The organism is Acidovorax sp. GW460-11-11-14-LB4 (assembly GCF_059423685.1).
Window position 1 is genome coordinate 32,033 of record NZ_JBWKYJ010000002.1, and the last position, 25,582, is coordinate 57,614.

Sequence of the window (25,582 nt, forward strand, 5' to 3'; positions counted from 1 at the left end):
CTTTTTTGGCCAATAGCACAGCTATTGCCTGCAAAAAGACGCCTTGCGGCCCATCCCGATCCGCACTACACCGACTCGCGAGGGTTATGCAGGACATCCCTCGCTTGCGCGCGAGGCACCCTCAGGGTTGATCCGCGCCTGTACCCCTGATTCCTTTTGCTCCGATCCCTCCCATGCACGATCCGAACTGCCTTTTCTGCAAAATCATCGCGGGCCAGATCCCCTCCAAGAAGGTTTATGAGGACGAAGAAATCTTCGCCTTCCACGACATCCACCCGTGGGCGCCAGTGCATTTTTTGATGGTGCCTAAGCTGCATATCCCTTCCATGGCACAGGTCACCCCGGAGCATGCCGGGGTGTTGGGGCGCATGATGGCGCTGGCGCCAAAGCTGGCACTGGAGCAGGGCTGCAACCCGTACCCGGATGGTGGCTTTCGCGTCGTGGTAAACACGGGGCTTGAAGGTGGGCAGGAAATTCACCACCTGCATATCCATGTCATGGGCGGCCCCCGTCCGTGGCTCAAAGGCTGAACCAGGCTGACGATCGTGCCATGTTGAGAGGTGTCGGCTTGCCCCGGCACTGAACTCCTGTCACGCCCCCCGTCTAAAATGATTGCAATTCGTTAGGAGATATTTCATGGGCTCTTTTTCCATCTGGCACTGGCTGATCGTGCTGTTGATCGTTGTGATGGTGTTCGGTACCAAGAAGCTCAAGAACATGGGCTCTGACCTGGGCGGCGCCGTCAAGGGCTTCAAGGACGGCATGAAGGATGGCTCGTCTGACGCACCTGCTGCTGCCACGCCCCCCGCTGGCCAGGTGGCCAACAGCCAGGCCGCCGACAAGACCACCATCGATGTCGAAGCCAAGCAAAAGAGCTGAGCTGGTGCTGCTGACCCGCTGCCTTGGCCTGCATTGCGCTGGCGCCTGATCCATGATTGATATTGGCCTGTCCAAAATGGCGCTGATTGGCGCCGTGGCGTTGATCGTCATCGGCCCCGAGAAGCTGCCCCGTGTGGCCCGTACCGTTGGCACCTTGCTCGGCAAGGCGCAGCGTTACGTGTCCGATGTGAAAGCGGAGGTCAACCGGTCCATGGAGCTCGATGAGCTCAAGAAGATGAAGGACACGGTGGAGAACGCCGCGCGCGACGTGCACAACACCATCCAGACCAGCGCCAGCGAGTTCGAGAAAGACTGGACCGATGCCATCGATTCCAGCAACAACGCCGACCTGCGGGAGCAGGCGGCCGTGGTGCCTGCCTACAAGCACCCCGGCAAGAACTGGCGCCTCAAGCGTGGTGCGGTGCCCCAGTGGTACAAGGCCCGCAGTGGTGTGCGCACCAAGGCACAGTCTGGCGCAGCCCGCGTAGCACGTTACCGCCCCCAAAAATTCCACTGACGCAGCCTGCGGCGCCCCGTGCGCTGCATGGGCGGCCCTGACGCCCACGAAAACCCACCATGTCCGAAACCCCCACCAAAGAAGACGAACTGGCCGGCACTGAGCAGCCGTTCGTACAGCACCTCATGGAGCTGCGCGACCGGCTGGTCAAGGCCATGATCGCCATCGCCATTGCGGCAGCGATCCTGTTCTTCTTTCCGGGTCCCGGCGCGTTGTATGACTTTCTGGCCGCCCCTCTGGTAGCCCACCTGCCCAAGGGGGCCACGCTGATCGCCACTTCGGTGATTTCGCCGTTCATGGTGCCGCTCAAGATCTTGCTGATGTCGGCGTTCCTGCTCGCGCTGCCTTTTGTGCTGTGGCAGATCTGGGCTTTTGTGGCGCCCGGCCTGTATTCGCACGAGAAAAAGCTGGTGCTGCCGCTGGTGGTGTCCAGCACGCTGTTGTTCTTCATCGGGGTGGCGTTTTGCTACTACCTGGTGTTTGGCCAGGTGTTCGCGTTCATTCAGAGCTTTGCCCCCAAGAGCATCACGGCCGCCCCCGACATCGAGGCCTACCTGAGTTTTGTGCTGTCCATGTTCCTGGCGTTCGGCATGGCGTTTGAAGTGCCGATTGCCGTGGTGGTGCTGGCCCGCATGGGCATCGTGAGCGTGCAAAAGCTGCGCGAGTTTCGCGGCTATTTCATCGTGCTGGCCTTCGTGGTGGCCGCTGTCGTGACACCGCCCGATGTGGTGTCGCAGCTGTCGCTGGCCGTGCCCATGTGCCTGCTGTACGAGGTGGGCATCTGGGCCGCTCAGATCTTCATCAAGCACACCCAGGCGCCCGAAGAGCCCGGGGAATCCGCTTCCGCATCCTGACCTTCCAGCCGCGCAGGCTGGCGGGGTTGCCTGGGGGGTGATGCGCGGATCGCGTCCGTGAGGCTCCACCTGGGCGATGAGACAGAAAATACAATAAAAATAGCTACAAGCGCTAGTGTGATATGCGCTGGCAGCTACGTTTTTTATAGTGGTATGAGGACTGCAGCCCGTCAGAGGAAGGGACACTCCTCACCCGCATCTGGACCCTTTCGGTTGGCCTGTTCTTCACCCCGGTTTGGCCCTGCCAGAGGGGCCCCAAAGCCGACGACCTTCGCCTGCTTCGCCCCCAATCGGCAGTGGTGATGGCTTGTACCCGCCCGGCGATTACCGCGCAGAGCCGGGCTCGCTGAAGGGGCTCAGCGCCTCACATTGCGCTGTGGCCGGGGGCGCACGCCTGGGTTGATGCTCAGCTCCACGCGCTTATCGGCCCGTTGCACGTCAAACGCCGCAGCCTGGCCCGGCTTGAGTGCCGCCACGGCGGTCAGCAGCTGCGACACATTGCCCACGCTCTTGCCGTCCACGCTCACGATCACATCCCCCGGGCGCATGCCAGCCTGGGCAGCGGGGCCGTCCTGCAGCACGCCGGTGATGATCACGCCCTCGGTGGCCTTTTTGACGCCAAAGGTTTCTGCCAGTTCGGGCGACAGCTCGTTGGGCTCCACGCCAATCCAGCCGCGTGTGACCTGGCCGTCCTTCACGATGCCATCGAGCACCATGCGGGCTGTGGACACCGGAATGGCAAACCCGATGCCCATGCTGCCGCCCGAGCGCGAGTAGATCGCGGTGTTGATGCCCATGAGGTTGCCGTTCACATCGACCAGCGCACCGCCCGAATTGCCGGGGTTGATGGCCGCGTCGGTCTGGATGAAGTTTTCAAACGTGTTGATGCCCAGCTGGCTGCGGCCCAGCGCGCTCACGATGCCGCTGGTCACGGTCTGCCCCACGCCGAAGGGGTTGCCGATGGCCAGCACCTGGTCGCCCACATCCAGGGCGTCGGAGTTGCCCAGCACGATCACGGGCAGCTTGTCCAGTTCGATCTTGAGGATGGCCAGGTCGGTGTCGGGGTCGGTGCCGATCACGCGCGCACGGGCGCGGCGGCTGTCGGTGAGGGTCACCTCGATCTCGTCAGCACCTTCCACCACATGGTTGTTGGTGAGGATGTAGCCCTCGGGGCTCACGATCACGCCGCTGCCCAGGCCGGCCTGCGCCTGGCTGCCTTGGTCACCAAAGAAAAACTGGAACCAGGGGTCGTTGCTGCGCGGGTGGCGCACTTCTTTGCTGGTGTTGATACTGACCACGGCCGGTGCCGCCTTGCGCGCCGCACCGCTGAAGCTGCCCGCCGCAGGCTGCGACGGTGGCGTGGCAGGGGCCTCCAGCAGCGCAATACCCGCCCCGGAGCGCGTGGTGCCCCGGCCCAGCCAGTCAGGCTGGAGCGTGGCGACAACAAAGTAGGCCGCAACGAGGACCGTCACGGACTGGGAAAACAACAGCCAGAGTCGCTTCATGAAAGGTGCTTGCCGGTGGTAGTACAGGGTGTGGGCGATGGAGGTGGACGCTGCAGGTTCGCCGTGGCGGCCTGGGCGCTCCCTCTCACACAGGATTGTCTCCGAATGTGGGGGCGCGAACGGCGCGCCACAATAGCGGCATGAGCATTCACCGCAGTCAACTTTTGCAGGCGTTTGACAGCCTGCTGCAACCCGAGCGCTTCAAGGACTACGGCCCCAACGGCCTGCAGGTCGAGGGCAAGGCCGAGATCCGGCGAGTGGTCAGTGGCGTCACTGCCAGTCGTGCACTGATCGAAGCCGCCATTGCCGCGCAGGCCGATGCTATTTTTGTGCACCACGGCCTGTTCTGGCGCGGGCAGGATGGCCGCATCACGGGCTGGATGAAGCAGCGGCTGCAGCTGCTGCTGGCGCACGACATCAACCTGTTTGCGTACCACCTGCCGCTCGATGCCCATGCCGAACTGGGCAACAACGCACAGCTGGGCCGGGTGCTGGGTTTTGCCGCCGATGCGCGGTTTGGCGAGCAGGACCTGGGCTTTGCAGCGCCAGCGGCTTTCGATAATGTCCAGACTCTGGCCGACCATGTTGCCCAGGCGCTCGGCCGCCCCGTGACCCTGGTGTCGCCGTGTGAGGTGGGCGGTGGTGCCGCTGCACGGCGCCCCGTGCGCCGCGTGGCGTGGTGCACGGGCGGCGCGCAGGGGTATTTCGAGTCGGCCATTGCCGCAGGGGCGGATGTTTTCATCACCGGCGAAATCTCCGAGCCCCAGGCGCACCTGGCGCGTGAGACGGGGGTGGGCTTTATTGCCGCCGGGCACCATGCCACGGAGCGCTATGGCGCCCCCGCTGTGGCGGCGCATGTGGCAGCCCAGTGCGGGCTGAGCCACCAGTTCATCGAGATCGACAACCCCGCCTAGCCCATGGCAAGACACCGCACGGCAAGCAATCACATCGTGCGGATATCCGGTCCATTTTGCTCATTTATTCATAGCTGATAGCGCATGAACAACTAGCGCTACAAGCACTTTTGGCTCCAAACCCATGCAACCCATCGCCATCACCCAGGGAGATCCCGCCGGCATCGGCCCCGAGATCGTGGCCAAGGCCTTTCGCGATGCGCCCGATGCGCTGCGCCACTGCTTTGTCGTCGGTGACCTGGCCACTGTGCGACGCGCTGCGGACGCCATCACGCGCCCCGGTGTGCCCGGTGTGCCCGTTGCGCAGATCGGGTCACCGGGCGAAGCAGCGGATGCTCCGCCCCGCTGCATCCCCGTGCTCCAACTGCCCGGGATCCCGGGGCCCCAGCCTTGGGGCGAGATCAGCGCCGCCGCCGGCCGTGCCGCGGCGGACAGCGTGGTCTGGGCGGCGCGTGCCGCATTGCGTGGGGCGGTGGCAGCGTTGGTGACAGCCCCTTTGCACAAGGAGGCCTTGTCGGCCGCAGGGGTGGACTTCCCGGGGCATACGGAGCTCTTGCAGGCAGAGGCTGCTGCGCACCGGGGGGTGCCGCTGGCGCGGATGCCCGTGCGCATGATGCTGGCCAATGACGAGCTGCGCACCGTGCTCGTCAGCATCCATGTGTCGCTGCGCGACGCGATTGCAGCGGTGACGCAGGACAACGTGCTGCAGACGCTGCAAATCACCCACACCGCCTTGCAGCGCAGCCTGGGCCGTGTGCCCCGCATGGGTGTGGCAGGGTTGAATCCCCATGCGGGCGAGGGCGGATTGTTTGGCCGCGAGGAGCTGGAGGTGATCGCCCCGGCCATCGCGGCGGCGCGCGCGCAGGGGCTGGATGTGCACGGCCCGTTTGCGCCTGACACGGTGTTCATGCGCGCGCGCAGCACCCCGCAGCGCGCGGGCGAGTTCGATGTGGTCGTCGCCATGTACCACGACCAGGGCCTGATCCCGGTGAAATACCTGGGGGTGGAAAGGGGCGTGAACGTGACGCTGGGCCTGCCCCTGGTGCGCACCAGCCCCGACCATGGCACGGCGTTTGATATTGCAGGGCAGGGCGTTGCAGATGCCTCCAGCCTGATCGAGGCGGTGCGCATGGCGCGGTCGCTGTGTGGATGACGTCAGCCGCTGAAGCCTTGGGGCCCAGCGCTGATCGATATCAAACGAACTGCTGAAAATTGCGCCAGCCTGGACGCGGGTGTGCGGGCGGCGCTACCCCCAAAAGCCAACGCCACCGGCGGCTGGTGGAGGCAGCGCAGCGGTGGCGTTTTATGTGGCCACTAAGGCCGCTGGCCCAAGGGTTTACTTCTTCAGGCTGTCGCGAATTTCGCGCAGCAACACAATGTCTTCGGGAGGGGCTGCCGGCGCGGTGGGGGCGGCAGGGGCTTCGCGCTTGAGGCGGTTGATCTGCTTGATCATCATGAAGATGATGAACGCCAGGATCACAAAGTTGACCGCCACGGTCAGGAAGTTGCCATAGGCAAACACTGGCACACCGGCTTTTTTCAGGGCATCGAGCGTGGTGCCCGTGCCCGGGGGCACGTTGCCCAGCACGATGAACAGGTTGGAAAAATCGAGCTTGCCAAAGACCAGCCCCACCACGGGCATGATCAGGTCCGCTACCACCGAATCCACGATCTTGCCAAAGGCACCGCCAATGATGACGCCCACCGCGAGGTCAATCACATTGCCCTTGACCGCGAACTCCCTGAACTCTTGCATCATCCCCATGTAGTTTCTCCTTGTAAAACGGTGATGGGCGAGTATTGCCCGGTTCGCACCCCTGTCAAGCCAGCAAACCACTTGGAAATAACCATTTTCACTCCGCTACAATTCGCGGTTGACCCCAATCTAGCGATGTTCATCGAGGATCCCCATGAGTGACACTCCAATCGACTCCAGCAAGCGGACGTGGATCATCACGTCAGCATGTGCTGGTGCGGTGGGCGGCGTGGCAACCGCCGTTCCTTTCGTGAGTACTTTCCAGCCCTCAGAGCGTGCCAAAGCCGCTGGTGCTGCTGTCGAGGTGGATATCTCCGCCCTCAAACCTGGAGAAAAGGTCACTGTGGAGTGGCGCGGCAAGCCCGTCTGGATCATCAAGCGCACGCCGGAGCAACTGGCAGAGCTGCCCAAGCTCGACGGCCAGCTCGCCGATCCCAAGTCGGAGCGCAAGCCCTCTGAACTCACGCCTGAGTACGCCCGCAACGAGGCGCGCTCCATCAAGCCGGAAATTTTTGTGGGTGTGGGCATTTGCTCGCACTTGGGTTGCTCGCCGTCGGACAAGTTCCAGACGGGTGCACAACCTTCGCTGCCCGACGACTGGAAGGGCGGCTTCCTGTGTCCTTGCCACGGCTCCACGTTCGACATGGCAGGCCGCGTCTTCAAGAACAAGCCAGCACCCGACAACCTTGAGGTGCCTCCGCACATGTACCTGTCCGATACGCGCCTGCTGATCGGTGAAGACAAGAAGGCTTGACGGAGAACGACATGGCCCACGAATTCAAAGAAATCTCGCCGAACGCCTCCGCAGGCGCCAAGGTCACCAACTGGTTCGAGAACCGGTTCCCGACGGCCTTTGACGCCTACAAGGTGCACATGTCGGAGTACTACGCTCCGAAGAACTTCAACTTCTGGTACATCTTCGGCTCGCTGGCGCTGGTCGTGCTGGTGATCCAGATCGTGACCGGCATCTTCCTGGTCATGCACTACAAGCCGGACGCCAACCTGGCGTTTGCGTCGGTCGAGTACATCATGCGCGATGTGCCCTGGGGCTGGCTGATCCGCTACATGCACTCCACGGGCGCTTCGGCGTTCTTTGTGGTGGTGTACCTGCACATGTTCCGTGGCCTCATTTACGGCAGCTACCGCAAGCCGCGCGAGCTGGTCTGGATCTTCGGTTGCGCGATCTTCCTGTGCCTGATGGCTGAAGCCTTCATGGGTTATCTGCTGCCCTGGGGACAGATGTCTTACTGGGGCGCCCAGGTGATCGTGAACCTGTTCGCAGCCATCCCCTTCATTGGTCCTGATCTGGCTCTGCTGATCCGTGGCGACTATGTGGTGGGCGATGCGACGCTGAATCGCTTCTTCAGCTTCCACGTGATTGCCGTGCCCCTGGTGCTGCTGGGCCTTGTGGTGGCGCACTTGCTGGCGCTGCACGACGTGGGCTCCAACAACCCCGACGGTGTGGAAATCAAGGGCCCCAAGGCTCCCAAGGATGCCAACGGCAAGCCGCTCGACGGCGTGCCCTTCCATCCCTACTACACGGTGCACGACATCTTCGCGCTGAGCATGTTCCTGATGGCATTCACGGCCGTGGTGTTCTTTGCTCCTGAGTTCGGTGGTTACTTCCTCGAATACAACAACTTCATCCCTGCCGATCCGCTCAAGACCCCTGCGCACATTGCTCCGGTCTGGTACTTCACGCCGTTCTATTCGATGCTGCGTGCCATCACCACTGAGATGATGTACGTGCTCGTGCTGTGCGTGGTCGCTGGCGCCGGTTTTGGTGTGCTCAAGGCCAAGCTGCCCAGCTTCGTGAAGGCGGGTATCGCCGGTGCGGCCGTGGTGGTCATCGCCATGATGCTGTCCATCGATGCCAAGTTCTGGGGCGTGGTGGTGATGGGTGGCGCTGTGATCATCCTGTTCTTCCTGCCCTGGCTGGATCACAGCCCTGTCAAGTCGATCCGCTACCGTCCTGACTGGCACAAGTATTTGTACGGCGTGTTCGTGATCATCTTCCTGATCCTGGGCTACCTGGGTGTGCAGCCACCATCGCCGATCGGCGAGCGGGTGTCGCAAGTCGGAACGCTGTTCTACTTCGGCTTCTTCCTGCTGATGCCCTGGTGGAGCCGCATTGGCGAAGCCAAGCCCGTGCCCGACCGCGTGACCTTTGTGGCGCACTGAGCCTGGAGATAACAACAATGAAGAAAATCATCCTCACGTTGATCGCCGCTGTGGGTCTGGTCGCCGGTGCTGCCCATGCGGCGGGTGGCGACACCATTGCCTGGGACAAGGCGCCCAACAAGACCAACGACCTGGCCTCGCTGCAAAACGGTGCCAAGGTGTTCGTGAACTACTGCCTGAGCTGCCACTCGGCGGCCTACATGCGGTTCAATCGCCTGCGCGACATCGGCCTGACCGAGCAGCAGATCAAGGACAACCTGCTGTTCACCACCGACAAGGTGGGTGAAACCATGAAGGCGTCGATCGATCCCAAGCAGGCCAAGGAATGGTTTGGTGCCAATCCGCCTGACCTCACCGTGATTGCACGCTCACGTGCAGGCCACGGCGGCACGGGGGCTGACTATCTGTACACCTTCCTGCGCACCTTCTATCGCGACGACACCAAGGCCACCGGCTGGAACAACCTGGCTTTCCCCAGCGTCGGTATGCCCCATGTTCTGTGGCAGTTGCAGGGCGAACGTCGTCCCGTGTTTGAAGAACACGAGAGCCACGGCCACAAGACCCATGTGTTCAAGGGCTGGGAGCAGATCACGCCTGGCACGATGACGCCTTTGCAATTCGATCAGAATATTGGTGATCTGGTGAACTATCTGCAGTGGATGGGCGAGCCCGCGCAGAACACCCGTTGGCGCGTGGGCGTCTGGGTGCTGTTGTTCCTGGGCGTGTTCACGATCATTGCTTGGCGCTTGAACGCTGCGTTCTGGAAGGACGTCAAGTAAACGCCAGATCCATCGCTAGCACCCTGCGGGGTGCCGCCGGATTTATTACAGAGTGGGCGCTTTTGGCGTCCCACTCTTTTGATTTTTAGGAGCCTCCCACCATGATGGTGCTTTACTCGGGTACGACCTGTCCCTTCTCCCACCGCTGCCGTTTTGTCCTGTTTGAAAAAGGCATGGACTTTGAAATCCGCGATGTGGACCTGTACAACAAGCCCGAAGACATCAGCGTGATGAACCCGTACGGCCAGGTGCCGATCCTGGTCGAGCGCGACCTGATCCTGTACGAGTCGAACATCATCAATGAGTACATCGATGAGCGTTTTCCTCACCCGCAACTGATGCCTGGTGACCCGGTGGACCGCGCCCGCGTGCGCCTGTTCCTGCTCAACTTCGAGAAGGAATTGTTTGTGCATGTGAACACGCTCGAATCGCGTGCGACCAAGGGCAATGAGAAAGCGTTGGAAAAGGCGCGCGCCCACATCCGTGACCGCCTGACGCAGCTGGCCCCGGTGTTCCTCAAGAACAAGTACATGCTGGGCGACAACTTCTCGATGCTGGACGTGGCCATCGCGCCGCTGCTGTGGCGCCTCGACTACTACGGCATTGATCTGTCCAAGAATGCGGCCCCGCTGCTCAAGTACGCTGAGCGCATCTTCTCGCGCCCGGCTTACATTGAAGCGCTGACGCCGTCCGAAAAGGTCATGCGCAAGTAAGCAGCGGCCTGCAGACTTCCCTCTTTCCATCGCAGCTGTAGTACCGCCATCCATGACCGCACAGGAATCGACCTCCACGCGCCCCTATCTCATTCGCGCCCTGTACGAATGGTGTACCGACAACGGGCTCACGCCTTACGTGGCGGTGCGTGTGGACGACTCCGTGCAGGTGCCGCGCGAGTATGTGAAGGATGGCGAGATCGTTCTGAACATCAGTTTTGATGCGACCAGCGCGCTGCAATTGGGCAATGAACTCATTGAATTCAAGGCGCGTTTTGGTGGCAAGCCCCGCGAAATACTGGTGCCGGTCGGCCGTGTGATCGCCATCTATGCCCGTGAGAACGGTCAAGGTATGGCGTTCCCGCCACCGGTGGATCTGTTGACTTCTGCGGAGGGGGCTCCCTCCGCACTGTCTGCTGCTGCGTCCCCCGCGCCGATGCAAGCGGAAGAGGCGACTGCTGCCGTGCCTGCCGAAGACCGTGTCGTGCAGCTGGTGGGTGTGGAAGAGGGCCACAAGGATGATGGGGGCGACGCTCCTCGGCCGCCGCCTGCTCAAGGTGGAGCACGCCCCTCGCTGAAGCGCATCAAATAGCTGCAGTTTCAAATTTCGGGCGGTTTTTACAGGATAAAATACCGCCTTCGCCGGTTTAGCTCAGTTGGTAGAGCACCCGCCTTGTAAGCGGTAGGTCGTCAGTTCGATTCCGACAACCGGCACCATTTCTCTTGCTTTTTGCATTCCCTGGCACTGACGCCCTGGCCGTCAGGTTTGAACTTTCAGGCGAATCGCGTTAACCTCCCACCCCCGACTGCGCAGATGCGCCTGCAAAGCAGGCAGCAGTTGGCGTATTTTTGCCGCCGCAGCATTGCTCTTGACCAGCAGGCACCAGCTGTCCCCGTCAATGGGGCCTGCCTGCACCGCTGGGCGCAACGCGGCGGGAATCAGCAATTCAATGGCCTTGAGCCGATCACTGGAGTCGCGTGTCAGCGCTGTAAGCTTTGCCAGCGTGGGGGATTCCTCGCTGGCTTGCTGCAGGGTGACGGCGTAGTGGCGGCGATTCATGGTGTGGCGTCTTCGGGCGTGGAGTATTGGCAGTGCATTTGATTATCACGGACGCCAGACTGGCGCGCAGCCGGGCCATTCATTTGTCTGGCACGCGCTTGGTCCTGGCGGGGCTTGCTGTGTCGCTGTGCCTGATGGTGGTGGCTGCCGGGCTCTACCACTGGGTTTTTCTGAAAGGGGCGCGTGAAGGGTGGCCCATCGTGGGCTCGCTGGTGCGCCTTGTGGTCAAGGATGAGTTTGCCGAGCGTGACCGATTCATGCGCGCCAATCTCGATGCCATGGCCCGGCGTGTGGGTGAAATGCAAGCGCGCATGGTGCAGCTGGAGTCCCTGGGGGATCGCGTGCTGGGCCTTGCGGGCATGGCACCTGCTGACATTCAGAAAGCGGATGCCCGCGGCGGAGCCCTCGTGAGCGCGCGCAATCTGTCCATGGAAGAGCTGCAAACCACCCTGGATGATCTGGAGCGCCTGACCAACCAGCGTGTGGACCTGATGACGGTGCTGGAGTCCCGTCTGTTTGACCAGCACATCCGCAAGAAGATGATTCCGACCCATGCGCCCGTCACGGGGCGTGTCGCAGGGTCGGGTTTTGGCTGGCGGGTCGATCCCATTACGGGGCAGTCGGCCTTGCACACCGGGCTGGATTTCCAGGCCGACACCGGTACACCCATCCTGGCGGCCGCCGGAGGCGTGGTTGTTACCCAGGAGTACCACCCCGCCTACGGCAACATGATCGAGGTAGACCATGGCAACCAGCTGGTGACGCGCTATGCCCATGCCTCGCGCGTCTTGATCAAGCAGGGCGACATCGTGCGCCGCGGGCAAAAGATTGCGGAGATCGGTACCACCGGCCGCTCGACGGGGCCGCATCTGCACTTTGAGGTGCTGGTGCAGGGGGTTTTCCAGGACCCACAGAAGTTCCTGAATGCGGGCGGTACGGCCACTGGCGCACAGGTAGCCGCCATTCAGCCCTCCACGTTGGCAGGACAGCCGGCCGCGCCGGCACCGGGCAGGTAAAATCGCGGGTCCGGCGTTCTCTGCCCGCAGTTGCAATGCTTGCAATATCGGTCGCAGGACCCATCTGAACTCAATTCATCTTAGGGATTTCGGTCGCTTGGCGCGCTGATTGCAGCGGGGCAGGCGGTCCTGTTCGCATGGCCACCAACTTCCTCACCAAAATATTCGGCAGCCGCAATGACCGGCTCCTCAAGCAGTACCGCAAGACGGTGACCCGCATCAATGCGATGGAGCCCGATTACGAGAAGCTGTCGGACGAGCAGCTCCGGGCCAAGACGCAGGAGTTCAAGGACCGTGTGGCCAAGGGCGAGTCGCTGGACAGCATCCTCCCCGAAGCCTTCGCCGTGGTGCGCGAGGGGTCCAAGCGCATCATGAAGATGCGGCACTTTGATGTGCAGCTGCTCGGTGGCATGGCGCTGCACTTCGGCAAGATCGCCGAAATGCGCACTGGCGAGGGCAAGACCCTGACGGCCACGCTGCCGGTGTACCTCAATGCCCTTTCTGGCAAGGGCGTGCACGTGGTGACGGTGAATGACTACCTCGCCAACCGCGATGCGCAGTGGATGGGGCGCCTGTACAACTTCCTGGGCCTCACGGTGGGTATCAACCTGCCCAACATGCCCCGTGAAGAAAAGCAGGCTGCGTACCGTGCCGACATCACCTACGGCACCAACAACGAATACGGCTTTGACTACCTGCGCGACAACATGGTCTATGAAGCGCAGGACCGTGTGCAACAGGGCCTGAACTTTGCCATCGTGGACGAGGTGGACTCGATCCTGATCGACGAAGCCCGCACGCCGCTCATCATCAGTGGCCAGGCCGAAGACCACACGGCGATGTACATCGCGATGAACAAAGTGGTGCCCCTGCTGGTGCGTCAGGAAGGCGAGGCGGACCCCCGCACAGGCGAGGGTGTGACCAAGCCCGGCGACTTCACGCTGGACGAAAAAACCCACCAGGTGTTTCTGACCGAGCAAGGCCACGAAACTGCCGAACGCATTCTGGCGTCCCACGGCCTGATCGCCGAAGGCGCCTCGGTGTACGACCCGGCCAACATCACGCTGATGCACCACCTGTATGCAGCGCTGCGGGCCAATCACTTGTACCACCGCGATCAGCACTACGTGGTGCAAAACGGCGAGATCGTGATCGTGGACGAGTTCACCGGCCGCCTGATGTCGGGCCGCCGCTGGAGTGAAGGTCTGCACCAGGCCGTGGAAGCCAAGGAAGGCGTGAACATCCAGGCCGAGAACCAGACACTGGCCTCCATCACGTTCCAGAACTATTTCCGCCTGTACAACAAGCTCGCCGGCATGACGGGTACGGCCGATACCGAAGCCTACGAGTTCCAGGAAATCTATGGCCTGGAAACCACGGTCATCCCACCCAACCGGCCCAGCAAGCGCGACGACCAGCTGGACCGCGTCTACAAGACCACGCGCGAGAAGTACGAAGCCGCCATCAAGGACATTCGCGAATGCCATGAGCGCGGCCAGCCCGTGCTGGTGGGCACGACGTCGATCGAGAACTCCGAAATCATCGACCAGCTGCTGAACAAGGAAGGCCTGCCCCACCAGGTGCTCAATGCCAAGCAGCACGCCCGTGAGGCCGACATCGTGGCCCAGGCCGGTCGCGAGGGCATGATCACCATCGCCACCAACATGGCTGGCCGTGGTACCGACATCGTGCTGGGCGGCAATATCGAGAAGGATGTGGCGGCCATCGAAGCCGACGAATCCCTGTCCGAGTCCGACCGTGCCGCCAAGGTGGCCGCGCTGCGTGAGCAGTGGAAGGTGGACCACGAGAAGGTCAAGGCGCTGGGCGGCCTGCGCATCATCGCCACCGAGCGCCATGAGTCGCGCCGCATCGACAACCAGCTGCGTGGCCGTTCGGGCCGCCAGGGCGACCCAGGTTCGTCGCGTTTCTATCTGAGCCTGGACGATTCGCTCATGCGCATCTTCGCGGGCGACCGCGTGAAGGCGATCATGGACCGCCTGAAGATGCCCGATGGCGAAGCCATTGAAGCGGGCATCGTGACGCGCAGCATCGAATCGGCCCAGCGCAAGGTGGAGGCCCGCAACTTCGACATCCGCAAGCAGTTGCTGGAGTACGACGATGTGGCCAACGATCAGCGCAAGGTGATCTACCAGCAGCGCAACGACATCCTGGACGCGTCTGACCTGTCGGATGTGATTGCGGCCATGCGCGAAGACTGCATGACCGATCTGGTGCGCCAGTACGTGCCTGCCGAATCGGTGGAAGAGCAGTGGGATCTGGCCGCGCTGGAAAAGGCGCTCGCAGAAGAATGGCAGGTGCCAATCGCGCTGCAGCAGGAAGTGCAGGGCGCCAATGCGATCACCGACGACGAGATCCTGGACAAGGTCTTGCAGGCCGCGCACGCTGCCTTCAATGCCAAGGTCGAGCAGGTGGGCCGCGAAAACTTCACGCAGTTTGAGCGTGTGGTGCTGCTGCAGAACTTTGACTCCAACTGGCGCGATCACCTGAGCGCACTCGATTACCTGCGCCAGGGCATCCATCTGCGCGGCTATGCGCAAAAGCAGCCCAAGCAGGAGTACAAGCGCGAGGCCTTCGAGCTTTTCCGCCAGCTCATCGACCAGGTCAAGAACGAGGTCACCAAGATCCTCATGACCGTGCAGGTGCAGTCGCAGGCGCAGCTCGACCAGGCCGCGCAAGACATGGAACAGCGCGCCGAGAGCATTGCCAACGTTACCTATACCGCACCCACCGAAACTGGCGAGGTGGAGACCACGGTGGATGCACAGACCGTGGCCCAGCAAGCGCTGCCCGAAGGTATGCGTGTGGGCCGTAACGACCCCTGTCCCTGTGGCAGCGGCAAGAAATACAAGCAGTGCCACGGCAAGCTGGCTTGATTTCCTGATCCAGACAACACGGGCTTCGGCCCGTGTTTTCATTGGCGCGCCACGGTTTTCCGGATAATCGGCCGCAGTTTTTTGAGAAAGACCTTCATGCCCGTCAATCTAGTCGCTCCCGTTGCTGCCGATCTGCACCCCATCGCCGGTGTGCGCATCGGTGTTGCCGAAGCTGGTGTCCGCAAGGCCCACCGCAAGGACCTCACCGTGTTCCTGCTGGACGAGGGCGCCAGCGTGGCTGGCGTGTTCACGCAGAACCGCTTTTGCGCAGCGCCGGTGCAGATCAGCCGCGAGCACTTGAGCAGCGGCCAGCCCATTCGCGCCATGGTCATCAACACGGGCAACGCCAATGCAGGTACCGGAGCTGACGGCCTGGCGCGTGCGCGCGCCACCTGCATTGCGCTCGCTCGTCAGCTGAGCGTGGCGCCCGAGCAGATCCTGCCGTTCTCGACCGGCGTGATCATGGAGCCGCTGCCCAACGACCGCATCGAAGCGGGACTGCCCGCCGCCATCGCCGATGCGCAGCCCGACCACTGGGCCCGTGCCGCCGAGGGCATCATGACCACCGACACACTGCCCAAGGCGTTCTCTGCGCAGGTGCAGATCGGTGGCGCCACGGTGTCCATCACGGGCATCAGCAAGGGTGCGGGCATGATCCGCCCCAACATGGCCACCATGCTGGGCTTCCTGGCCACGGACGCCTGCGTGGCGCCCGCCGTCATGCAGCAACTGGCGCGTGATCTGGCTGACGGCTCTTTCAATCGCGTCACCATTGACGGTGACACATCGACCAACGATTCCTTCGTGGTCGTTGCCACCAACAAGGCAGCGCATGCGCCCGTGACCTCGCTCGACAGCACGGACGGCCAAGCCCTCAAGGCTGCGATGCTCTCGGTGTCACAAAAGCTGGCGCAGGCGATCGTGCGGGACGGCGAGGGTGCGACCAAGTTCATCACAGTGCGGGTCGAAGGCGGCAAGACTGGCGACGAGTGCCGCAAGGTGGCCTACGCCATTGCTCATTCGCCGTTGGTCAAGACGGCCTTTTTTGCCAGCGACCCCAACCTGGGCCGCATCCTGGCGGCCGTGGGCTACGCCGGCATTGACGACCTGGACCAGACCGGCATCGACCTGTACCTGGACGATGTGCATGTGGCGCTGCAAGGGGGGCGCAACCCCGCCTATCGCGAAGAAGACGGCCAGCGGGTGATGAAGCAGAGCGAGATCACCGTGAGGGTGCTACTCGGGCGCGGTACCGCAGCGGACACGGTGTGGACTTGCGACTTCAGCCACGAGTACGTGACCATCAACGCCGACTACCGCTCGTGAGTTGGGTCTTGCTATCTTTGTGATAGCTGTTGAGGCATATTCCACTAGCGCATTTCGCCATAATGAACGAAAAATTTGAACGCTTGGTCGAGCGTGCCGAGCAGCTCATCGCCCGCATCGAGTCGGTGCTGCCCCAGCCGCTGGGAGCGCCTGACTGGTCCGCCTCCATTGCCTGGCGCTACCGCAAGCGCAGCAGTGGGCATGGCACGCTGGAACCCGTGCGCCACGTGGGGGCGATGCGGCTGGCAGACCTCAAGGAAATCGATCCGCAAAAAGAAAAGATCGAGCGCAATACGCAGCAGTTTGTGCAGGGCAAGCCCGCCAACAACGTGCTGCTGACGGGTGCGCGCGGTACTGGCAAGTCGTCGCTGATCAAGGCCTGCTTGAACGCTTACGCAGCCGAAGGCCTGCGCCTGATTGAAGTGGACAAGGCCGACCTGACCGACCTGCCGGACATCGTGGACGTAGTGTCTGACCGGCCCGAGAAATTCATCGTCTTCTGCGATGACCTGAGTTTTGAGGAAGGCGAGCCAGGCTACAAGGCGCTCAAGTCGATCCTGGACGGCTCGGTGGCGGCCGCCACGCCGAACGTGCTCATCTACGCCACCAGCAATCGGCGCCACCTGCTGCCGGAGTACATGGCTGACAACCTCACGTACACCCACACCGAAGACGGCGAGGTGCACCCGGGCGAGGTGGTGGAGGAGAAGATTTCGCTGTCGGAGCGTTTTGGCCTGTGGGTCAGCTTCTACCCGTTCAGCCAGCAGGAGTATCTGACCATCGTGGCGCAGTGGTTGTCGTCGTTCGGTGTGCCCGCACAGGCCATTGAGGAGGCGCGGCCTGAGGCCCTGGTCTGGGCGCTGGAGCGTGGCTCGCGCAGCGGCCGTGTGGCGTACCAGTTTGCGCGTGACTATGCGGGGCGACATGGCGGCTGAACATCTCGCTCCAGACAGCGTCCCGGCCACTGCCGAACGCAAACACACCGAAGTGGCCGTGGGCATCCTGCTGCGCGCAGACGGCGCGATGCTGCTGTCCACCCGCCCGCCGGGCAAGCCCTACGCGGGGTACTGGGAGTTTCCGGGTGGCAAGCTGGAGGCGGGCGAGACCGTGGAGCAGGCGCTGCGCCGCGAACTGATCGAGGAGCTGGGCGTGACCATCGGCCCGGCAAGCGTCTGGAAAGTGACCGAACACGATTACCCCCACGCACTGGTGCGGCTGCACTGGTGCAAGGTCTGGGAGTGGACTGGCGAATTCGAGATGCGTGAAGGCCAGGCCATGGCCTGGCAGCAAATGCCGATCACGGTGTCCCCGGTGTTGCCCGGTGCCTATCCGGTGTTGCAATGGCTGGCTGAGGAGCGGGGTCTGCAGTCTGCGGTGGAGTGAGACTCCCGCCTGTGTGGGACTGATTTGCTATTGAATTGGTAGCTTCTCAGGCGTGCAGCATTAGCGCTACCGCTGGTTTTTGGTGAAATGGCTCTTGAATGGCGCCTATGACCTTGGTCAATGCTGCTGGCGCGGGTCGCCATGGGGGGCGTCGTCTGGAGGCGCTTCGGTGGGCATGCGAAAGCTTTCGCTGGCCCATGCGCCTAGGTCTATCTGCTTGCAGCGCTCGCTGCAAAACGGACGGTACACATTCGCGGCGCTGTACACGCTATCTCCGCCGCAGCTGGGGCAGGTGACGATGCGCGCCTGCGAGGAAGGGGCTGGTGAGTGGGGCATCCTGGGGTGATCCTCTTGCTCAAGTCGGCCCGCCCGATCTTTAGCGGGCTTTGGCGCGATTCAGTCTCTGGGCTAGGGCTGGCTAAGGCCTACGCGCACAGGGTCAGTTCAAACGCCGCATCTTCGTTGCAGGCGTGCAGGCGTCCATCGCCTTCCAGCCGCATGAGCCGCACCGAGACAATCAGACGGTTGCCACTGATTTCCGGGATCAGGTTCAGCGCTGGGTCGATGCGAAGCCGCAGCAGCTGGAAGGTGCGGCCCTGGGGCAGATTCTGCTGAAACTGACCTCGTTCGGCCGCTACCTTTTGGGGTACGCCTGAATCGCGCAGCAGCTTGAGCAGCACATAGATCGACTCAGCGAGGGGCGCCAGCGTGGAGGCCCATTCTTCCAGAGCCTGCTGACGCACCGCCGGGGGATGGTGTTGCCACGCGTAATAGGCTGGCAGGTCAAAGCCACAGGTCCCGCCCGGAATGCCGATGCGGCTACGAATGCTCATCAGCCAGTCGTTTTCCGTCAGTGCATGGCCCGACTTGCCGCTTTGGGTGTTGAGTGCCACGAAGCACCGGTCCAGCTGGCTGATCACCGCGTCCAGTGCTGCTTCAGAAATGGAGGGGTTGCCTCGGTACGTGTCGAGCTGGTGCTTGTGCTTTTCGATGTCCTTGAGCACATCCGACTTCAGATCGGCCCGGGCGGCCACATCCATGATCTCGAAAATCGTCACCAGGGCGAAATGGTGATCCAGCGCGTGAGGCCGGGGGATCAACTCCCCCAAGCGGCGGAACAGCTGCTCCAGCCGCAGATAGGTTCTGAGACGCTCGTTAAAGGGGTATTCGTAAAGGATCACGCTGGCGGGTTCCTGGAGGCTCAGGCAGTATTCTGACGCCGGTGGCGCACGGCATGGGGTGAAAGCACAAACGGTTTCGTACGCATCATAGCCCGAACAGTGTGGCCACTTGCCCCACCTCAGCCTGTAACTGCTCCAGTGAGCAATGTGCTTCGTTGGCAATCACCACATCGGCCACCGCCCTGCGCGCTGGGCGCGTAGCTTGTGAGGCAATGATGCCTTGCACGGCTTCGGCAGACAGACCGCTGCGCTGCATGACTCGCGCGATCTGGGTCTGCTCTGTGCAGTCCACCACGACCACGGCGTCGAGTTGGCGCGCCCACCGCCCGGACTCCGTCAGCAGCGGGATGTCGTGCACGATCCATCGGCAGCCAGACTGTAGGGCTTGTTGAATCCTTTGCTGGCTTTGCAAGGCCACCAAGGGGTGCACGATGGCCTCCAGCTGGCTGCGCGCCTGCGGTTGGCTGAAGGCCAGTTGCCTCATGCGCGCACGATCCAGCGCACCCGATGCATCAACATATGCTTCACCAAAGGTAGTTCGAATGGCAGGCATGGCCGCACCGCCCGGCCCAGTCACCTCCCTGGAGATCTGGTCGGCGTCGATGAGGCTTGCACCCAAGGACGCCATCATCTGGCCTACGGTGCTCTTGCCGCTACCGATGCCGCCGGTCAGACCCAGGCGCAAGGGCTGTCGGTGGGTTGCCATGAGAGTTCGTCAGAGCCCCAGAAGACCGAGCACTGTACCCAAAATGGCGTTGGGGCCGAACACCATCGCGGTGAGCCCTGCACCCACTAGGAAGGGGCCGAACGGAATGTAGCCACCCTCACGCAAGCTGCTGAAAACTTTCATTGCAATCCCAATGATGGCGCCAATCACTGAAGACATCAAAATGATCGGCACCAGCGCCTGCCAGCCAAACCATGCGCCCAATGCTGCAAACAGCTTGAAGTCGCCGTAGCCCATGCCTTCTTTGCCTGTCGCCAACTTGAAGCCCCAGTAGACCAGCCAGAGCGACAGGTATCCTGCCGCAGCGCCCATGACGGAAGCAAACAACGGTACGTTCGTCCATTGCAGGGCGGACGCCAGCAACCCTGCCCAGAGCAAAGGCAAGGTGATGTCATCGGGCAAAAGCGTGGTGTCCCAGTCAATGAACGCCAGAGCAATCAGGGCCGCCGAAAAGCCGCACCATGCCAACCCCGCAGGCGTCGCGCCCCAGCGGTGGATACAAAAAAAGAACAGCGCTCCCGTTGCCAGTTCGACCATCGGGTAGCGGGGGCTGATGCGTGTTTTGCAGGACGAGCAACGTCCGCGCAACAACAGATAACTTAAGACAGGAATGTTTTCATGCCACCGCACCACATGCCCGCAAGCCGGGCAGCGGGAGCGAGGTGTCATGAGGTTGAAGGTGGGCTGCGTGTCCTCGGGTAGCTCTTTGCCCTGGTTGGATACCTCGACTTGCGCCAGCTCTGCCGCCCATTGCCTCTCCATCATTTTGGGAAGGCGATAAATCACCACATTCAGAAAACTGCCGAAAAGCAAACCAATCACGCCACCGATAGCGGCATCCAACCATGCTTCCAGCGCCATTACACGACCTGACCGAGCTTGAAGATGGGAAGGTACATAGATACCACGATACCGCCGATGAGCGTACCCAGAAACACGATGATGATGGGCTCCATCAGGCTGGACAGGCCAGCCACCATGTCATCCACCTCAGCTTCATAGAAGTCGGCAGCCTTGCCAAGCATGTGGTCGATAGAGCCGGATTCTTCGCCAATCGCGCACATCTGAAGCACCATGGAGGGGAAAACGTTAGCGTTGCCCATTGCGGCGGTGAGGCTGGTACCCGTGGAAACCTCCTGCTGGATCTTATCTGTGGCCAAAGAGTACACCGAGTTACCAGCGGCCCCACCCACCGAGTCAAGCGCCTCCACCAGCGGCACGCCCGCGGCGAACATGGTGGACAACGTCCTAGTCCAGCGCGCAACGCAGGACTTATCGATCAAGGCACCAAACACAGGAAGCCGCAATAGAAGCCGATCCATGAACATCTGTATCTTTTCACTGCGGCGCCATGCCTGCATGAAAAAGTAGAAGCCCCCTCCGATGACACCGAAAATCAGCCACCACCATTTGACAAATACCTCGCTGATCGCCATCACAAACAAGGTGGCGGCGGGGAGGTCGGCTCCAAACGAAGTGAAGACCTCTTTAAACGCTGGAATGACGAAAATCATGATGACGGTCACCACCACGAAAGCCACAATCACCACGGAAATGGGGTACATGAGTGCCGACTTGATCTTCGATTTGATCGCCTCGGTTTTCTCCATGTACGTAGCCAGCCGATCCAGCAGGGCTTCCAAAATACCCGCAGCCTCGCCCGCCTCTACCAAGTTGCAGTAGAGACTGTCAAAGTACATCGGGTACTTTCTGAAAGCCCCGTTGAGTGATGTCCCTGTCTCGATATCGGACCGGATGTCATTGAGCAGCTTGGTGACGCTGGCATTGGTATTGCCTCGACCCACAATGTCGAAGGACTGCAGCAGAGGTACGCCAGCCTTCATCATGGTTGCCAGCTGGCGGGTAAACAGCGCAATGTCCTTGGGCTTGATTTTTTTGCCCGAACGCATGCGGCGCTTCTTGATTTTGGTGGGGAAAACCCCTTGGCGACGCAAAGTCGCCTGCACTTGGTTTTCTCCGACCGCGCGGATTTCGCCACGAACGATCTTTCCGTTGCGGTCCTTGCCCTCCCACTCGAAGACAAAATCCTTGATATCTTTGGTTGATGCTGCGGTCGCCATGGTGCCCTCGTCCGTGGATGCTATTCGTTGGTGACGGCCAGAACTTCCTCAAGGGAAGTCAGGCCCAATTTGGCTTTGTAGAGCCCGGATTCGCGCAGCGAACGAACACCCTCGGCGCGTGCCTGCTCTGCAATCTCCAGTGCACTCCCGTCGCGCAAAATGATGCGCTGGATCTCCTCGGAAATAGGCATTACTTGATAGATGCCGAGTCGGCCCTTGTAGCCGTTATTGCAGGCCGAGCATCCTACGGGACGATAGGTCACCCAGGAGCCGTCAATGTCATGTTCCTCGTATCCCGCCTCCACCAAAGTCTCATGGGGTATATCTGCGGGAACCTTGCATACGGGGCACAATCGACGCGCCAAACGTTGCGCAGTGATCAAAATCACGCTGGAAGCGATGTTGAATGGCGCTATACCCATGTTGCGCATCCGCGTGAGCGTCGTGGGCGCGTCGTTCGTGTGCAGCGTGGAAAGCACAAGGTGACCTGTCTGCGCCGCCTTGATGGAAATATCTGCAGTTTCCAGATCCCGGATTTCACCCACCATGATGATGTCGGGATCCTGGCGCAGAAACGACTTCAGTGCCACAGCAAAGGTCATACCGGCTTTTTCATTCACGTTCACCTGATTGACGCCAGGCAAATTGATTTCAGAAGGGTCTTCGGCGGTTGCGATATTGACCCCCGGCTTGTTCAGCAGATTCAGACAGGTGTATAAAGATACCGTCTTGCCAGAGCCCGTAGGGCCTGTGACCAGAATCATTCCGTAAGGACGACCAATCGCCTGGAGCAATCGTTCCTTCTCCACGGGTTCATAGCCAAGTGCATCGATCCCAAGCTTGGCGCTGCTCGGATCCAAAATACGGATCACGATTTTCTCGCCAAACAGGGTGGGCAAAGTGCTTACCCGAAAATCGATCACGCGATCCGGCCCCACCTTGAGCTTCATGCGACCGTCCTGAGGCACACGCTTCTCGGAAATATCTAGGCGTGAAATCACCTTGATGCGGGACGCGAGCTTGTCCTTGATCGCGATCGGTGGAGAGGCTATTTCGCGGAGTTCTCCGTCAATGCGGAAACGGACTCGGTATTGGTGTTCGTAAGGCTCAAAATGCAAATCGGAGGCGCGCATATTGAAGGCGTCGAGCAGCATTTTGTGCAGGAACTTGACGATCGGCGCATCTTCAACTTCCGTTGTTCCTGTATCCGCTTCTTCAGGCGCATCTTCAATGGAGACGTCATCGAAAGCGAAGTCACCTCCTCCGCTGATTAGCGTATCCATGGATTCGCTTGCGGATTTGGTGGTGGCTTCTACGAGCCGGCTGAGTTTGTCATATTCCGCAATAATCCAATCCACACCCATTTGGGTGGTGAATTTGATTTTCTCTGCAGCTTCTTGGTCAGTCGGGTCGGCTGTTGCGACGATCAGCCGGTTGTTGCGCTTGCTCAGGACCACCACGCGATATGCTTGGCATATCTTGTTATCCAAGAGCTCCTTCGGCAGGCGCAAAGGATCAATGGCGTCCAAGTCGAGCAGGGGTGCACCGAAAACCGCAGATACCGTGTGCGCCAGATCCGCTGCAGAAACAGCTCCAGAGCCCGTCAGCTCAGCAATGAAACTGGTTCGGCTTATTTGTGATTTTTTGTAAATGTCTTCTGCTGACTTTTGGGTCAGCTTGCCCGCAGACATCAGGGCGCGGCCGAGCCCGGGCAGGGCTACTGCAGAGGCTTCTTTGAGGGCAGTATCAACAGCGGCCATGTAACCGAGAATGTGTTAGGTGTGGAAAAGAAACCATCCTATCATCACCGATCAACCATGGGCTGTACAGCGGCGCATATTGGCAACGGCGCCACAAACGGGTGGGATTTTGGTAGGCGACCATACTGCGATATATGGTCGGGGTGAGAGGATTCGAACCTCCGGCCTCTACGTCCCGAACGTAGCGCTCTACCAGGCTAAGCTACACCCCGCAGCTTGTAAAAGCACTCGCGAATGATCTAGTGCCTCTTTCAATTTCGCCGCCCCAGCAATTGGGCTGCCAAGTCTAGCAAACCCTTCGAATAGGCATTTGCGGGTAATAGTCGGGCGGCAGCCATGGCGCGGTGCGCTTCAGCGAAGGCTGCGGCGCGGGTAACGTCCAGGGCGCCTGTCGAGCGGACGATGCTCACGACTTCTTCTAATCGTTCGGTCGAACCTTGTTCGATGGCTTGGCGAACGATTTCCGCCTGGCTGGGGGTGCCTCGTTCCATGGCGGCGATCAGGGGGAGGGTGGATTTGCCTTCTCTCAAGTCGTCACCCAGATTTTTGCCCATCTCGGCAGTGTCGCCGTCGTAGTCCAGCACATCGTCAATGATCTGGAATGCTGTACCCAGAGCCTGCCCGTAAGTTGCGCATGCCTCTTCCACATCGGGGGGGCTGTTGGCCAAGATGGCGCCGAGGCGGGCGCTGGCTTCAAAAAGTTTGGCTGTTTTGGAGCGGATGACACGCAGATAGCCCGCTTCATCCAGTGAGGCGTCGTGCATGTTCATCAACTGGAGCACTTCGCCTTCCGCAATCACGTTCGTGGCCTCGGAGAGGATTTCCATGATGCGCATGCTTCCAGCCTCGACCATCATCTGGAATGACCGAGTGTGCAGAAAGTCGCCCACCAGAACGCTGGCAGGGTTGCCAAAGGTTTCGTTGGCTGTGGGGCGGCCACGGCGCAGGGTGGATGCATCCACCACATCGTCATGCAGCAGTGTTGCGGTGTGAATCAACTCGACCACTGCCGCCAGGCTGTGTCGATGTGTGCCACGGTAGCCCAAGGCTCCGCACACCATCAGCAGAAGAGCGGGGCGCAGACGCTTGCCGCCAGCTGCAATGATGTATTGCGAGATCTGGGCCACCAGGGGGACACTCGATGTCAGGCGCTGACCGATGACCTTGTCGACCTCGTGCATGTCTTGTGCAACGAGCGTGAGGGGGGAAGCTGCAGGGGCGGTATGGTCAGTCAAGATGGTGGTCACAGAAAGTGCCCGAATTATAGGAAGGCCCGCTACATGCCTGACGAGTGCGGTGGCGTGTTGGTCACGCCGAATTGACTGATGCGCGTGAGGCTGGCGAGGTGATGCCAGATGCGCTATACTCGTCGGCTCTGTAGAAATTCGTCTGCAGAACTCATATCAAGAGGTCAACATGTACGCGGTCATAAAAACCGGCGGCAAGCAGTATCGCGTTGCTTCCGGCGAAAAAATTAAAGTAGAACAGATTGCTGCGGACGTAGGCCAGGAAATTGTGATCGACCAAGTTCTGGCTGTCGGCAACGGCGCTGAACTGAAGGTTGGTACGCCCCTGGTGTCCGGCGCAACAGTGAAAGCCACTGTCGTGGCCCACGGCAAGCACGACAAAGTGCACATCTTCAAGATGCGCCGTCGCAAGCACTATCAAAAACGCCAAGGCCATCGCCAGCAGTTCACTGAGCTGCAAATCGGTGCGATTGCTGCTTAATCGAAGGAGCTAGTCATGGCACAGAAAAAAGGCGGCGGCTCTACGCGAAACGGGCGTGACTCCAAGCCAAAGATGCTGGGTGTCAAGGCCTTCGGTGGTGAACTGATCAGCGCTGGTTCGATCATCGTGCGCCAGCGTGGCACACGTTTCCACCCCGGCACCAATGTCGGCGTTGGCAAGGATCACACCTTGTTTGCCCTGGTGGACGGCCACGTGTCGTTCGGTACCAAGGGTGCATTGTCCAAGTCCACGGTCAATGTGACTCCCGCCTGAGGATTGCTCCTCCGGCAACCATCGAAGCCCCGCCTTGCCGGGGCTTTGTTGTTTG

At 61.0% G+C, this 25,582-nt stretch carries 28 protein-coding genes and 2 tRNA genes; 19 read left to right on the top strand and 11 right to left on the bottom strand.

The genetic code is table 11. The annotated features are described in order from the left end of the window. Positions 1 to 173 precede the first annotated feature (173 nt). The 4 genes from AC07X4_RS01685 to tatC all read left to right on the top strand — a co-directional run bounded on the left by AC07X4_RS01685 (position 174) and on the right by tatC (position 2,250). Positions 174 to 530: a histidine triad nucleotide-binding protein gene (locus AC07X4_RS01685; RefSeq protein ID WP_015012693.1), complete on the top strand. Its 357-nt coding sequence runs from the start codon at positions 174 to 176 to the stop codon at positions 528 to 530. A gap of 106 nt (positions 531 to 636) precedes the next feature. After that, complete coding sequence (tatA, locus tag AC07X4_RS01690) at positions 637 to 879, top strand: Sec-independent protein translocase subunit TatA (protein ID WP_056060256.1); 243 nt, start codon at positions 637 to 639, stop codon at positions 877 to 879. Positions 880 to 931: 52 nt separating this feature from the next. Then, positions 932 to 1,396 (top strand): Sec-independent protein translocase protein TatB, encoded by a 465-nt coding sequence (gene tatB / locus AC07X4_RS01695; protein ID WP_056060260.1) that lies wholly within the window; start codon positions 932 to 934, stop codon positions 1,394 to 1,396. Positions 1,397 to 1,455: 59 nt separating this feature from the next. Then, positions 1,456 to 2,250, top strand: coding sequence for a twin-arginine translocase subunit TatC (gene tatC / locus AC07X4_RS01700; protein ID WP_056060263.1), 795 nt, complete (start codon positions 1,456 to 1,458; stop codon positions 2,248 to 2,250). 356 nt (positions 2,251 to 2,606) lie between these two features. Here the strand turns inward: tatC and AC07X4_RS01705 are convergent, their stop codons facing one another. Further along, positions 2,607 to 3,755 (bottom strand): trypsin-like peptidase domain-containing protein, encoded by a 1,149-nt coding sequence (locus AC07X4_RS01705; protein ID WP_056060267.1) that lies wholly within the window; start codon positions 3,753 to 3,755, stop codon positions 2,607 to 2,609. A 140-nt stretch (positions 3,756 to 3,895) separates the two neighbouring features. Here AC07X4_RS01705 and AC07X4_RS01710 point away from each other — a divergent pair, with 140 nt between their 5' ends. Further along, positions 3,896 to 4,669, top strand: a complete 774-nt coding sequence (locus AC07X4_RS01710; RefSeq protein WP_494739032.1) for a Nif3-like dinuclear metal center hexameric protein — start codon at positions 3,896 to 3,898, stop codon at positions 4,667 to 4,669. Positions 4,670 to 4,793: 124 nt separating this feature from the next. Beyond that, positions 4,794 to 5,822 carry a 4-hydroxythreonine-4-phosphate dehydrogenase PdxA gene (gene pdxA, locus AC07X4_RS01715; RefSeq protein ID WP_494739033.1) on the top strand — a complete coding sequence of 343 codons (1,029 nt, stop codon included), beginning with the start codon at positions 4,794 to 4,796 and terminating at the stop codon, positions 5,820 to 5,822. Between the two features lie 183 nt (positions 5,823 to 6,005). Here pdxA and mscL read toward each other — a convergent pair whose 3' ends face one another. Beyond that, a complete protein-coding gene (gene mscL, locus AC07X4_RS01720) occupies positions 6,006 to 6,434 on the bottom strand; it encodes a large conductance mechanosensitive channel protein MscL (protein ID WP_494739034.1) in 429 nt (142 codons plus the stop codon). Positions 6,435 to 6,579: 145 nt separating this feature from the next. On the opposite strand from mscL, the gene petA reads away from it, so the two are divergent. The 6 genes from petA to AC07X4_RS01750 all read left to right on the top strand — a co-directional run bounded on the left by petA (position 6,580) and on the right by AC07X4_RS01750 (position 10,815). Further along, positions 6,580 to 7,179 (top strand): ubiquinol-cytochrome c reductase iron-sulfur subunit, encoded by a 600-nt coding sequence (petA, locus tag AC07X4_RS01725; RefSeq protein ID WP_056060279.1) that lies wholly within the window; start codon positions 6,580 to 6,582, stop codon positions 7,177 to 7,179. Between the two features lie 11 nt (positions 7,180 to 7,190). Next, the gene (locus AC07X4_RS01730; RefSeq protein ID WP_056747267.1) at positions 7,191 to 8,606 is read left to right on the top strand and encodes a cytochrome b; all 1,416 of its coding nucleotides are present in this window, start codon (positions 7,191 to 7,193) and stop codon (positions 8,604 to 8,606) included. Positions 8,607 to 8,623: 17 nt separating this feature from the next. Then, entirely contained in the window at positions 8,624 to 9,385 is a 762-nt protein-coding gene (locus tag AC07X4_RS01735) for a cytochrome c1 (protein ID WP_494739035.1), read from the top strand. Positions 9,386 to 9,486: 101 nt separating this feature from the next. Continuing rightward, positions 9,487 to 10,098 (top strand): glutathione S-transferase N-terminal domain-containing protein, encoded by a 612-nt coding sequence (locus AC07X4_RS01740; protein WP_005794209.1) that lies wholly within the window; start codon positions 9,487 to 9,489, stop codon positions 10,096 to 10,098. A 52-nt stretch (positions 10,099 to 10,150) separates the two neighbouring features. Continuing rightward, the gene (locus tag AC07X4_RS01745; RefSeq protein ID WP_494739036.1) at positions 10,151 to 10,690 is read left to right on the top strand and encodes a ClpXP protease specificity-enhancing factor; all 540 of its coding nucleotides are present in this window, start codon (positions 10,151 to 10,153) and stop codon (positions 10,688 to 10,690) included. Between the two features lie 49 nt (positions 10,691 to 10,739). After that, a tRNA-Thr gene (locus AC07X4_RS01750) sits at positions 10,740 to 10,815 on the top strand. Positions 10,816 to 10,858: 43 nt separating this feature from the next. Here the strand turns inward: AC07X4_RS01750 and AC07X4_RS01755 are convergent. Then, a complete protein-coding gene (locus AC07X4_RS01755) occupies positions 10,859 to 11,158 on the bottom strand; it encodes a hypothetical protein (RefSeq protein WP_056060290.1) in 300 nt (99 codons plus the stop codon). Positions 11,159 to 11,190: 32 nt separating this feature from the next. Between AC07X4_RS01755 and AC07X4_RS01760 the strand changes: the two genes are divergently transcribed. From AC07X4_RS01760 to AC07X4_RS01780, 5 genes are all read left to right on the top strand, one after another. Continuing rightward, positions 11,191 to 12,174 (top strand): M23 family metallopeptidase, encoded by a 984-nt coding sequence (locus AC07X4_RS01760; protein ID WP_108498321.1) that lies wholly within the window; start codon positions 11,191 to 11,193, stop codon positions 12,172 to 12,174. Positions 12,175 to 12,311: 137 nt separating this feature from the next. Continuing rightward, positions 12,312 to 15,068 carry a preprotein translocase subunit SecA gene (secA, locus tag AC07X4_RS01765; protein WP_056747269.1) on the top strand — a complete coding sequence of 919 codons (2,757 nt, stop codon included), beginning with the start codon at positions 12,312 to 12,314 and terminating at the stop codon, positions 15,066 to 15,068. A gap of 96 nt (positions 15,069 to 15,164) precedes the next feature. After that, entirely contained in the window at positions 15,165 to 16,394 is a 1,230-nt protein-coding gene (gene argJ / locus AC07X4_RS01770) for a bifunctional glutamate N-acetyltransferase/amino-acid acetyltransferase ArgJ (protein ID WP_494739037.1), read from the top strand. Between the two features lie 62 nt (positions 16,395 to 16,456). After that, positions 16,457 to 17,329, top strand: a complete 873-nt coding sequence (locus AC07X4_RS01775; RefSeq protein ID WP_288851303.1) for an ATP-binding protein — start codon at positions 16,457 to 16,459, stop codon at positions 17,327 to 17,329. After that, positions 17,319 to 17,777, top strand: coding sequence for an NUDIX domain-containing protein (locus tag AC07X4_RS01780; protein ID WP_099732210.1), 459 nt, complete (start codon positions 17,319 to 17,321; stop codon positions 17,775 to 17,777). The genes AC07X4_RS01775 and AC07X4_RS01780 overlap by 11 nt, the downstream gene beginning before the upstream one ends. A gap of 117 nt (positions 17,778 to 17,894) precedes the next feature. Here the strand turns inward: AC07X4_RS01780 and AC07X4_RS01785 are convergent, their stop codons facing one another. The 8 genes from AC07X4_RS01785 to AC07X4_RS01820 form a co-directional block, all read right to left on the bottom strand. Then, positions 17,895 to 18,113 carry a DNA gyrase inhibitor YacG gene (locus AC07X4_RS01785; RefSeq protein ID WP_082522383.1) on the bottom strand — a complete coding sequence of 73 codons (219 nt, stop codon included), beginning with the start codon at positions 18,111 to 18,113 and terminating at the stop codon, positions 17,895 to 17,897. A gap of 89 nt (positions 18,114 to 18,202) precedes the next feature. Next, on the bottom strand, positions 18,203 to 18,958 hold the full coding sequence (gene zapD, locus AC07X4_RS01790; protein ID WP_056060302.1) for a cell division protein ZapD: 756 nt from the start codon (positions 18,956 to 18,958) through the stop codon (positions 18,203 to 18,205). Between the two features lie 85 nt (positions 18,959 to 19,043). After that, the gene (gene coaE, locus AC07X4_RS01795; protein ID WP_056747273.1) at positions 19,044 to 19,664 is read right to left on the bottom strand and encodes a dephospho-CoA kinase; all 621 of its coding nucleotides are present in this window, start codon (positions 19,662 to 19,664) and stop codon (positions 19,044 to 19,046) included. Positions 19,665 to 19,673: 9 nt separating this feature from the next. After that, the gene (locus AC07X4_RS01800) at positions 19,674 to 20,546 is read right to left on the bottom strand and encodes a prepilin peptidase (RefSeq protein ID WP_494739038.1); all 873 of its coding nucleotides are present in this window, start codon (positions 20,544 to 20,546) and stop codon (positions 19,674 to 19,676) included. Next, on the bottom strand, positions 20,546 to 21,766 hold the full coding sequence (locus tag AC07X4_RS01805) for a type II secretion system F family protein (RefSeq protein ID WP_494739039.1): 1,221 nt from the start codon (positions 21,764 to 21,766) through the stop codon (positions 20,546 to 20,548). The genes AC07X4_RS01800 and AC07X4_RS01805 overlap by 1 nt, the downstream gene beginning before the upstream one ends. Before the next feature lie 20 nt (positions 21,767 to 21,786). Continuing rightward, the gene (gene pilB, locus AC07X4_RS01810) at positions 21,787 to 23,526 is read right to left on the bottom strand and encodes a type IV-A pilus assembly ATPase PilB (RefSeq protein ID WP_056060313.1); all 1,740 of its coding nucleotides are present in this window, start codon (positions 23,524 to 23,526) and stop codon (positions 21,787 to 21,789) included. A gap of 135 nt (positions 23,527 to 23,661) precedes the next feature. Next, positions 23,662 to 23,738 (bottom strand) — tRNA-Pro (locus tag AC07X4_RS01815). Between the two features lie 39 nt (positions 23,739 to 23,777). Next, positions 23,778 to 24,707 (bottom strand): polyprenyl synthetase family protein, encoded by a 930-nt coding sequence (locus AC07X4_RS01820; protein WP_494739040.1) that lies wholly within the window; start codon positions 24,705 to 24,707, stop codon positions 23,778 to 23,780. Between the two features lie 235 nt (positions 24,708 to 24,942). Here AC07X4_RS01820 and rplU point away from each other — a divergent pair, with 235 nt between their 5' ends. Together rplU and rpmA are read left to right on the top strand one after the other, a co-directional pair. Next, positions 24,943 to 25,254: a 50S ribosomal protein L21 gene (gene rplU, locus AC07X4_RS01825; protein WP_005794184.1), complete on the top strand. Its 312-nt coding sequence runs from the start codon at positions 24,943 to 24,945 to the stop codon at positions 25,252 to 25,254. Between the two features lie 15 nt (positions 25,255 to 25,269). Beyond that, on the top strand, positions 25,270 to 25,527 hold the full coding sequence (rpmA, locus tag AC07X4_RS01830; RefSeq protein WP_005794180.1) for a 50S ribosomal protein L27: 258 nt from the start codon (positions 25,270 to 25,272) through the stop codon (positions 25,525 to 25,527). Positions 25,528 to 25,582 lie beyond the last annotated feature (55 nt).

What these genes read in the sequence shown, in the direction of transcription:
- AC07X4_RS01705 (WP_056060267.1), bottom strand. Translation starts at nt 3,755, where the DNA reads ATGAAGCGACTCTGGCTGTTGTTTTCCCAGTCCGTGACGGTCCTCGTT.
- rplU (WP_005794184.1), top strand. Translation starts at nt 24,943, where the DNA reads ATGTACGCGGTCATAAAAACCGGCGGCAAGCAGTATCGCGTTGCTTCC.
- pdxA (WP_494739033.1), top strand. Translation starts at nt 4,794, where the DNA reads ATGCAACCCATCGCCATCACCCAGGGAGATCCCGCCGGCATCGGCCCC.
- AC07X4_RS01735 (WP_494739035.1), top strand. Translation starts at nt 8,624, where the DNA reads ATGAAGAAAATCATCCTCACGTTGATCGCCGCTGTGGGTCTGGTCGCC.
- AC07X4_RS01740 (WP_005794209.1), top strand. Translation starts at nt 9,487, where the DNA reads ATGATGGTGCTTTACTCGGGTACGACCTGTCCCTTCTCCCACCGCTGC.
- AC07X4_RS01805 (WP_494739039.1), bottom strand. Translation starts at nt 21,766, where the DNA reads ATGGCGACCGCAGCATCAACCAAAGATATCAAGGATTTTGTCTTCGAG.
- AC07X4_RS01730 (WP_056747267.1), top strand. Translation starts at nt 7,191, where the DNA reads ATGGCCCACGAATTCAAAGAAATCTCGCCGAACGCCTCCGCAGGCGCC.
- tatA (WP_056060256.1), top strand. Translation starts at nt 637, where the DNA reads ATGGGCTCTTTTTCCATCTGGCACTGGCTGATCGTGCTGTTGATCGTT.
- AC07X4_RS01755 (WP_056060290.1), bottom strand. Translation starts at nt 11,158, where the DNA reads ATGAATCGCCGCCACTACGCCGTCACCCTGCAGCAAGCCAGCGAGGAA.
- coaE (WP_056747273.1), bottom strand. Translation starts at nt 19,664, where the DNA reads ATGGCAACCCACCGACAGCCCTTGCGCCTGGGTCTGACCGGCGGCATC.
- mscL (WP_494739034.1), bottom strand. Translation starts at nt 6,434, where the DNA reads ATGGGGATGATGCAAGAGTTCAGGGAGTTCGCGGTCAAGGGCAATGTG.
- AC07X4_RS01775 (WP_288851303.1), top strand. Translation starts at nt 16,457, where the DNA reads ATGAACGAAAAATTTGAACGCTTGGTCGAGCGTGCCGAGCAGCTCATC.
- AC07X4_RS01785 (WP_082522383.1), bottom strand. Translation starts at nt 18,113, where the DNA reads ATGCCCCACTCACCAGCCCCTTCCTCGCAGGCGCGCATCGTCACCTGC.
- tatC (WP_056060263.1), top strand. Translation starts at nt 1,456, where the DNA reads ATGTCCGAAACCCCCACCAAAGAAGACGAACTGGCCGGCACTGAGCAG.
- tatB (WP_056060260.1), top strand. Translation starts at nt 932, where the DNA reads ATGATTGATATTGGCCTGTCCAAAATGGCGCTGATTGGCGCCGTGGCG.
- AC07X4_RS01685 (WP_015012693.1), top strand. Translation starts at nt 174, where the DNA reads ATGCACGATCCGAACTGCCTTTTCTGCAAAATCATCGCGGGCCAGATC.
- rpmA (WP_005794180.1), top strand. Translation starts at nt 25,270, where the DNA reads ATGGCACAGAAAAAAGGCGGCGGCTCTACGCGAAACGGGCGTGACTCC.
- AC07X4_RS01820 (WP_494739040.1), bottom strand. Translation starts at nt 24,707, where the DNA reads ATGCACGAGGTCGACAAGGTCATCGGTCAGCGCCTGACATCGAGTGTC.
- AC07X4_RS01710 (WP_494739032.1), top strand. Translation starts at nt 3,896, where the DNA reads ATGAGCATTCACCGCAGTCAACTTTTGCAGGCGTTTGACAGCCTGCTG.
- secA (WP_056747269.1), top strand. Translation starts at nt 12,312, where the DNA reads ATGGCCACCAACTTCCTCACCAAAATATTCGGCAGCCGCAATGACCGG.
- AC07X4_RS01780 (WP_099732210.1), top strand. Translation starts at nt 17,319, where the DNA reads ATGGCGGCTGAACATCTCGCTCCAGACAGCGTCCCGGCCACTGCCGAA.
- petA (WP_056060279.1), top strand. Translation starts at nt 6,580, where the DNA reads ATGAGTGACACTCCAATCGACTCCAGCAAGCGGACGTGGATCATCACG.
- pilB (WP_056060313.1), bottom strand. Translation starts at nt 23,526, where the DNA reads ATGGCCGCTGTTGATACTGCCCTCAAAGAAGCCTCTGCAGTAGCCCTG.
- AC07X4_RS01745 (WP_494739036.1), top strand. Translation starts at nt 10,151, where the DNA reads ATGACCGCACAGGAATCGACCTCCACGCGCCCCTATCTCATTCGCGCC.
- AC07X4_RS01800 (WP_494739038.1), bottom strand. Translation starts at nt 20,546, where the DNA reads ATGGCGCTGGAAGCATGGTTGGATGCCGCTATCGGTGGCGTGATTGGT.
- argJ (WP_494739037.1), top strand. Translation starts at nt 15,165, where the DNA reads ATGCCCGTCAATCTAGTCGCTCCCGTTGCTGCCGATCTGCACCCCATC.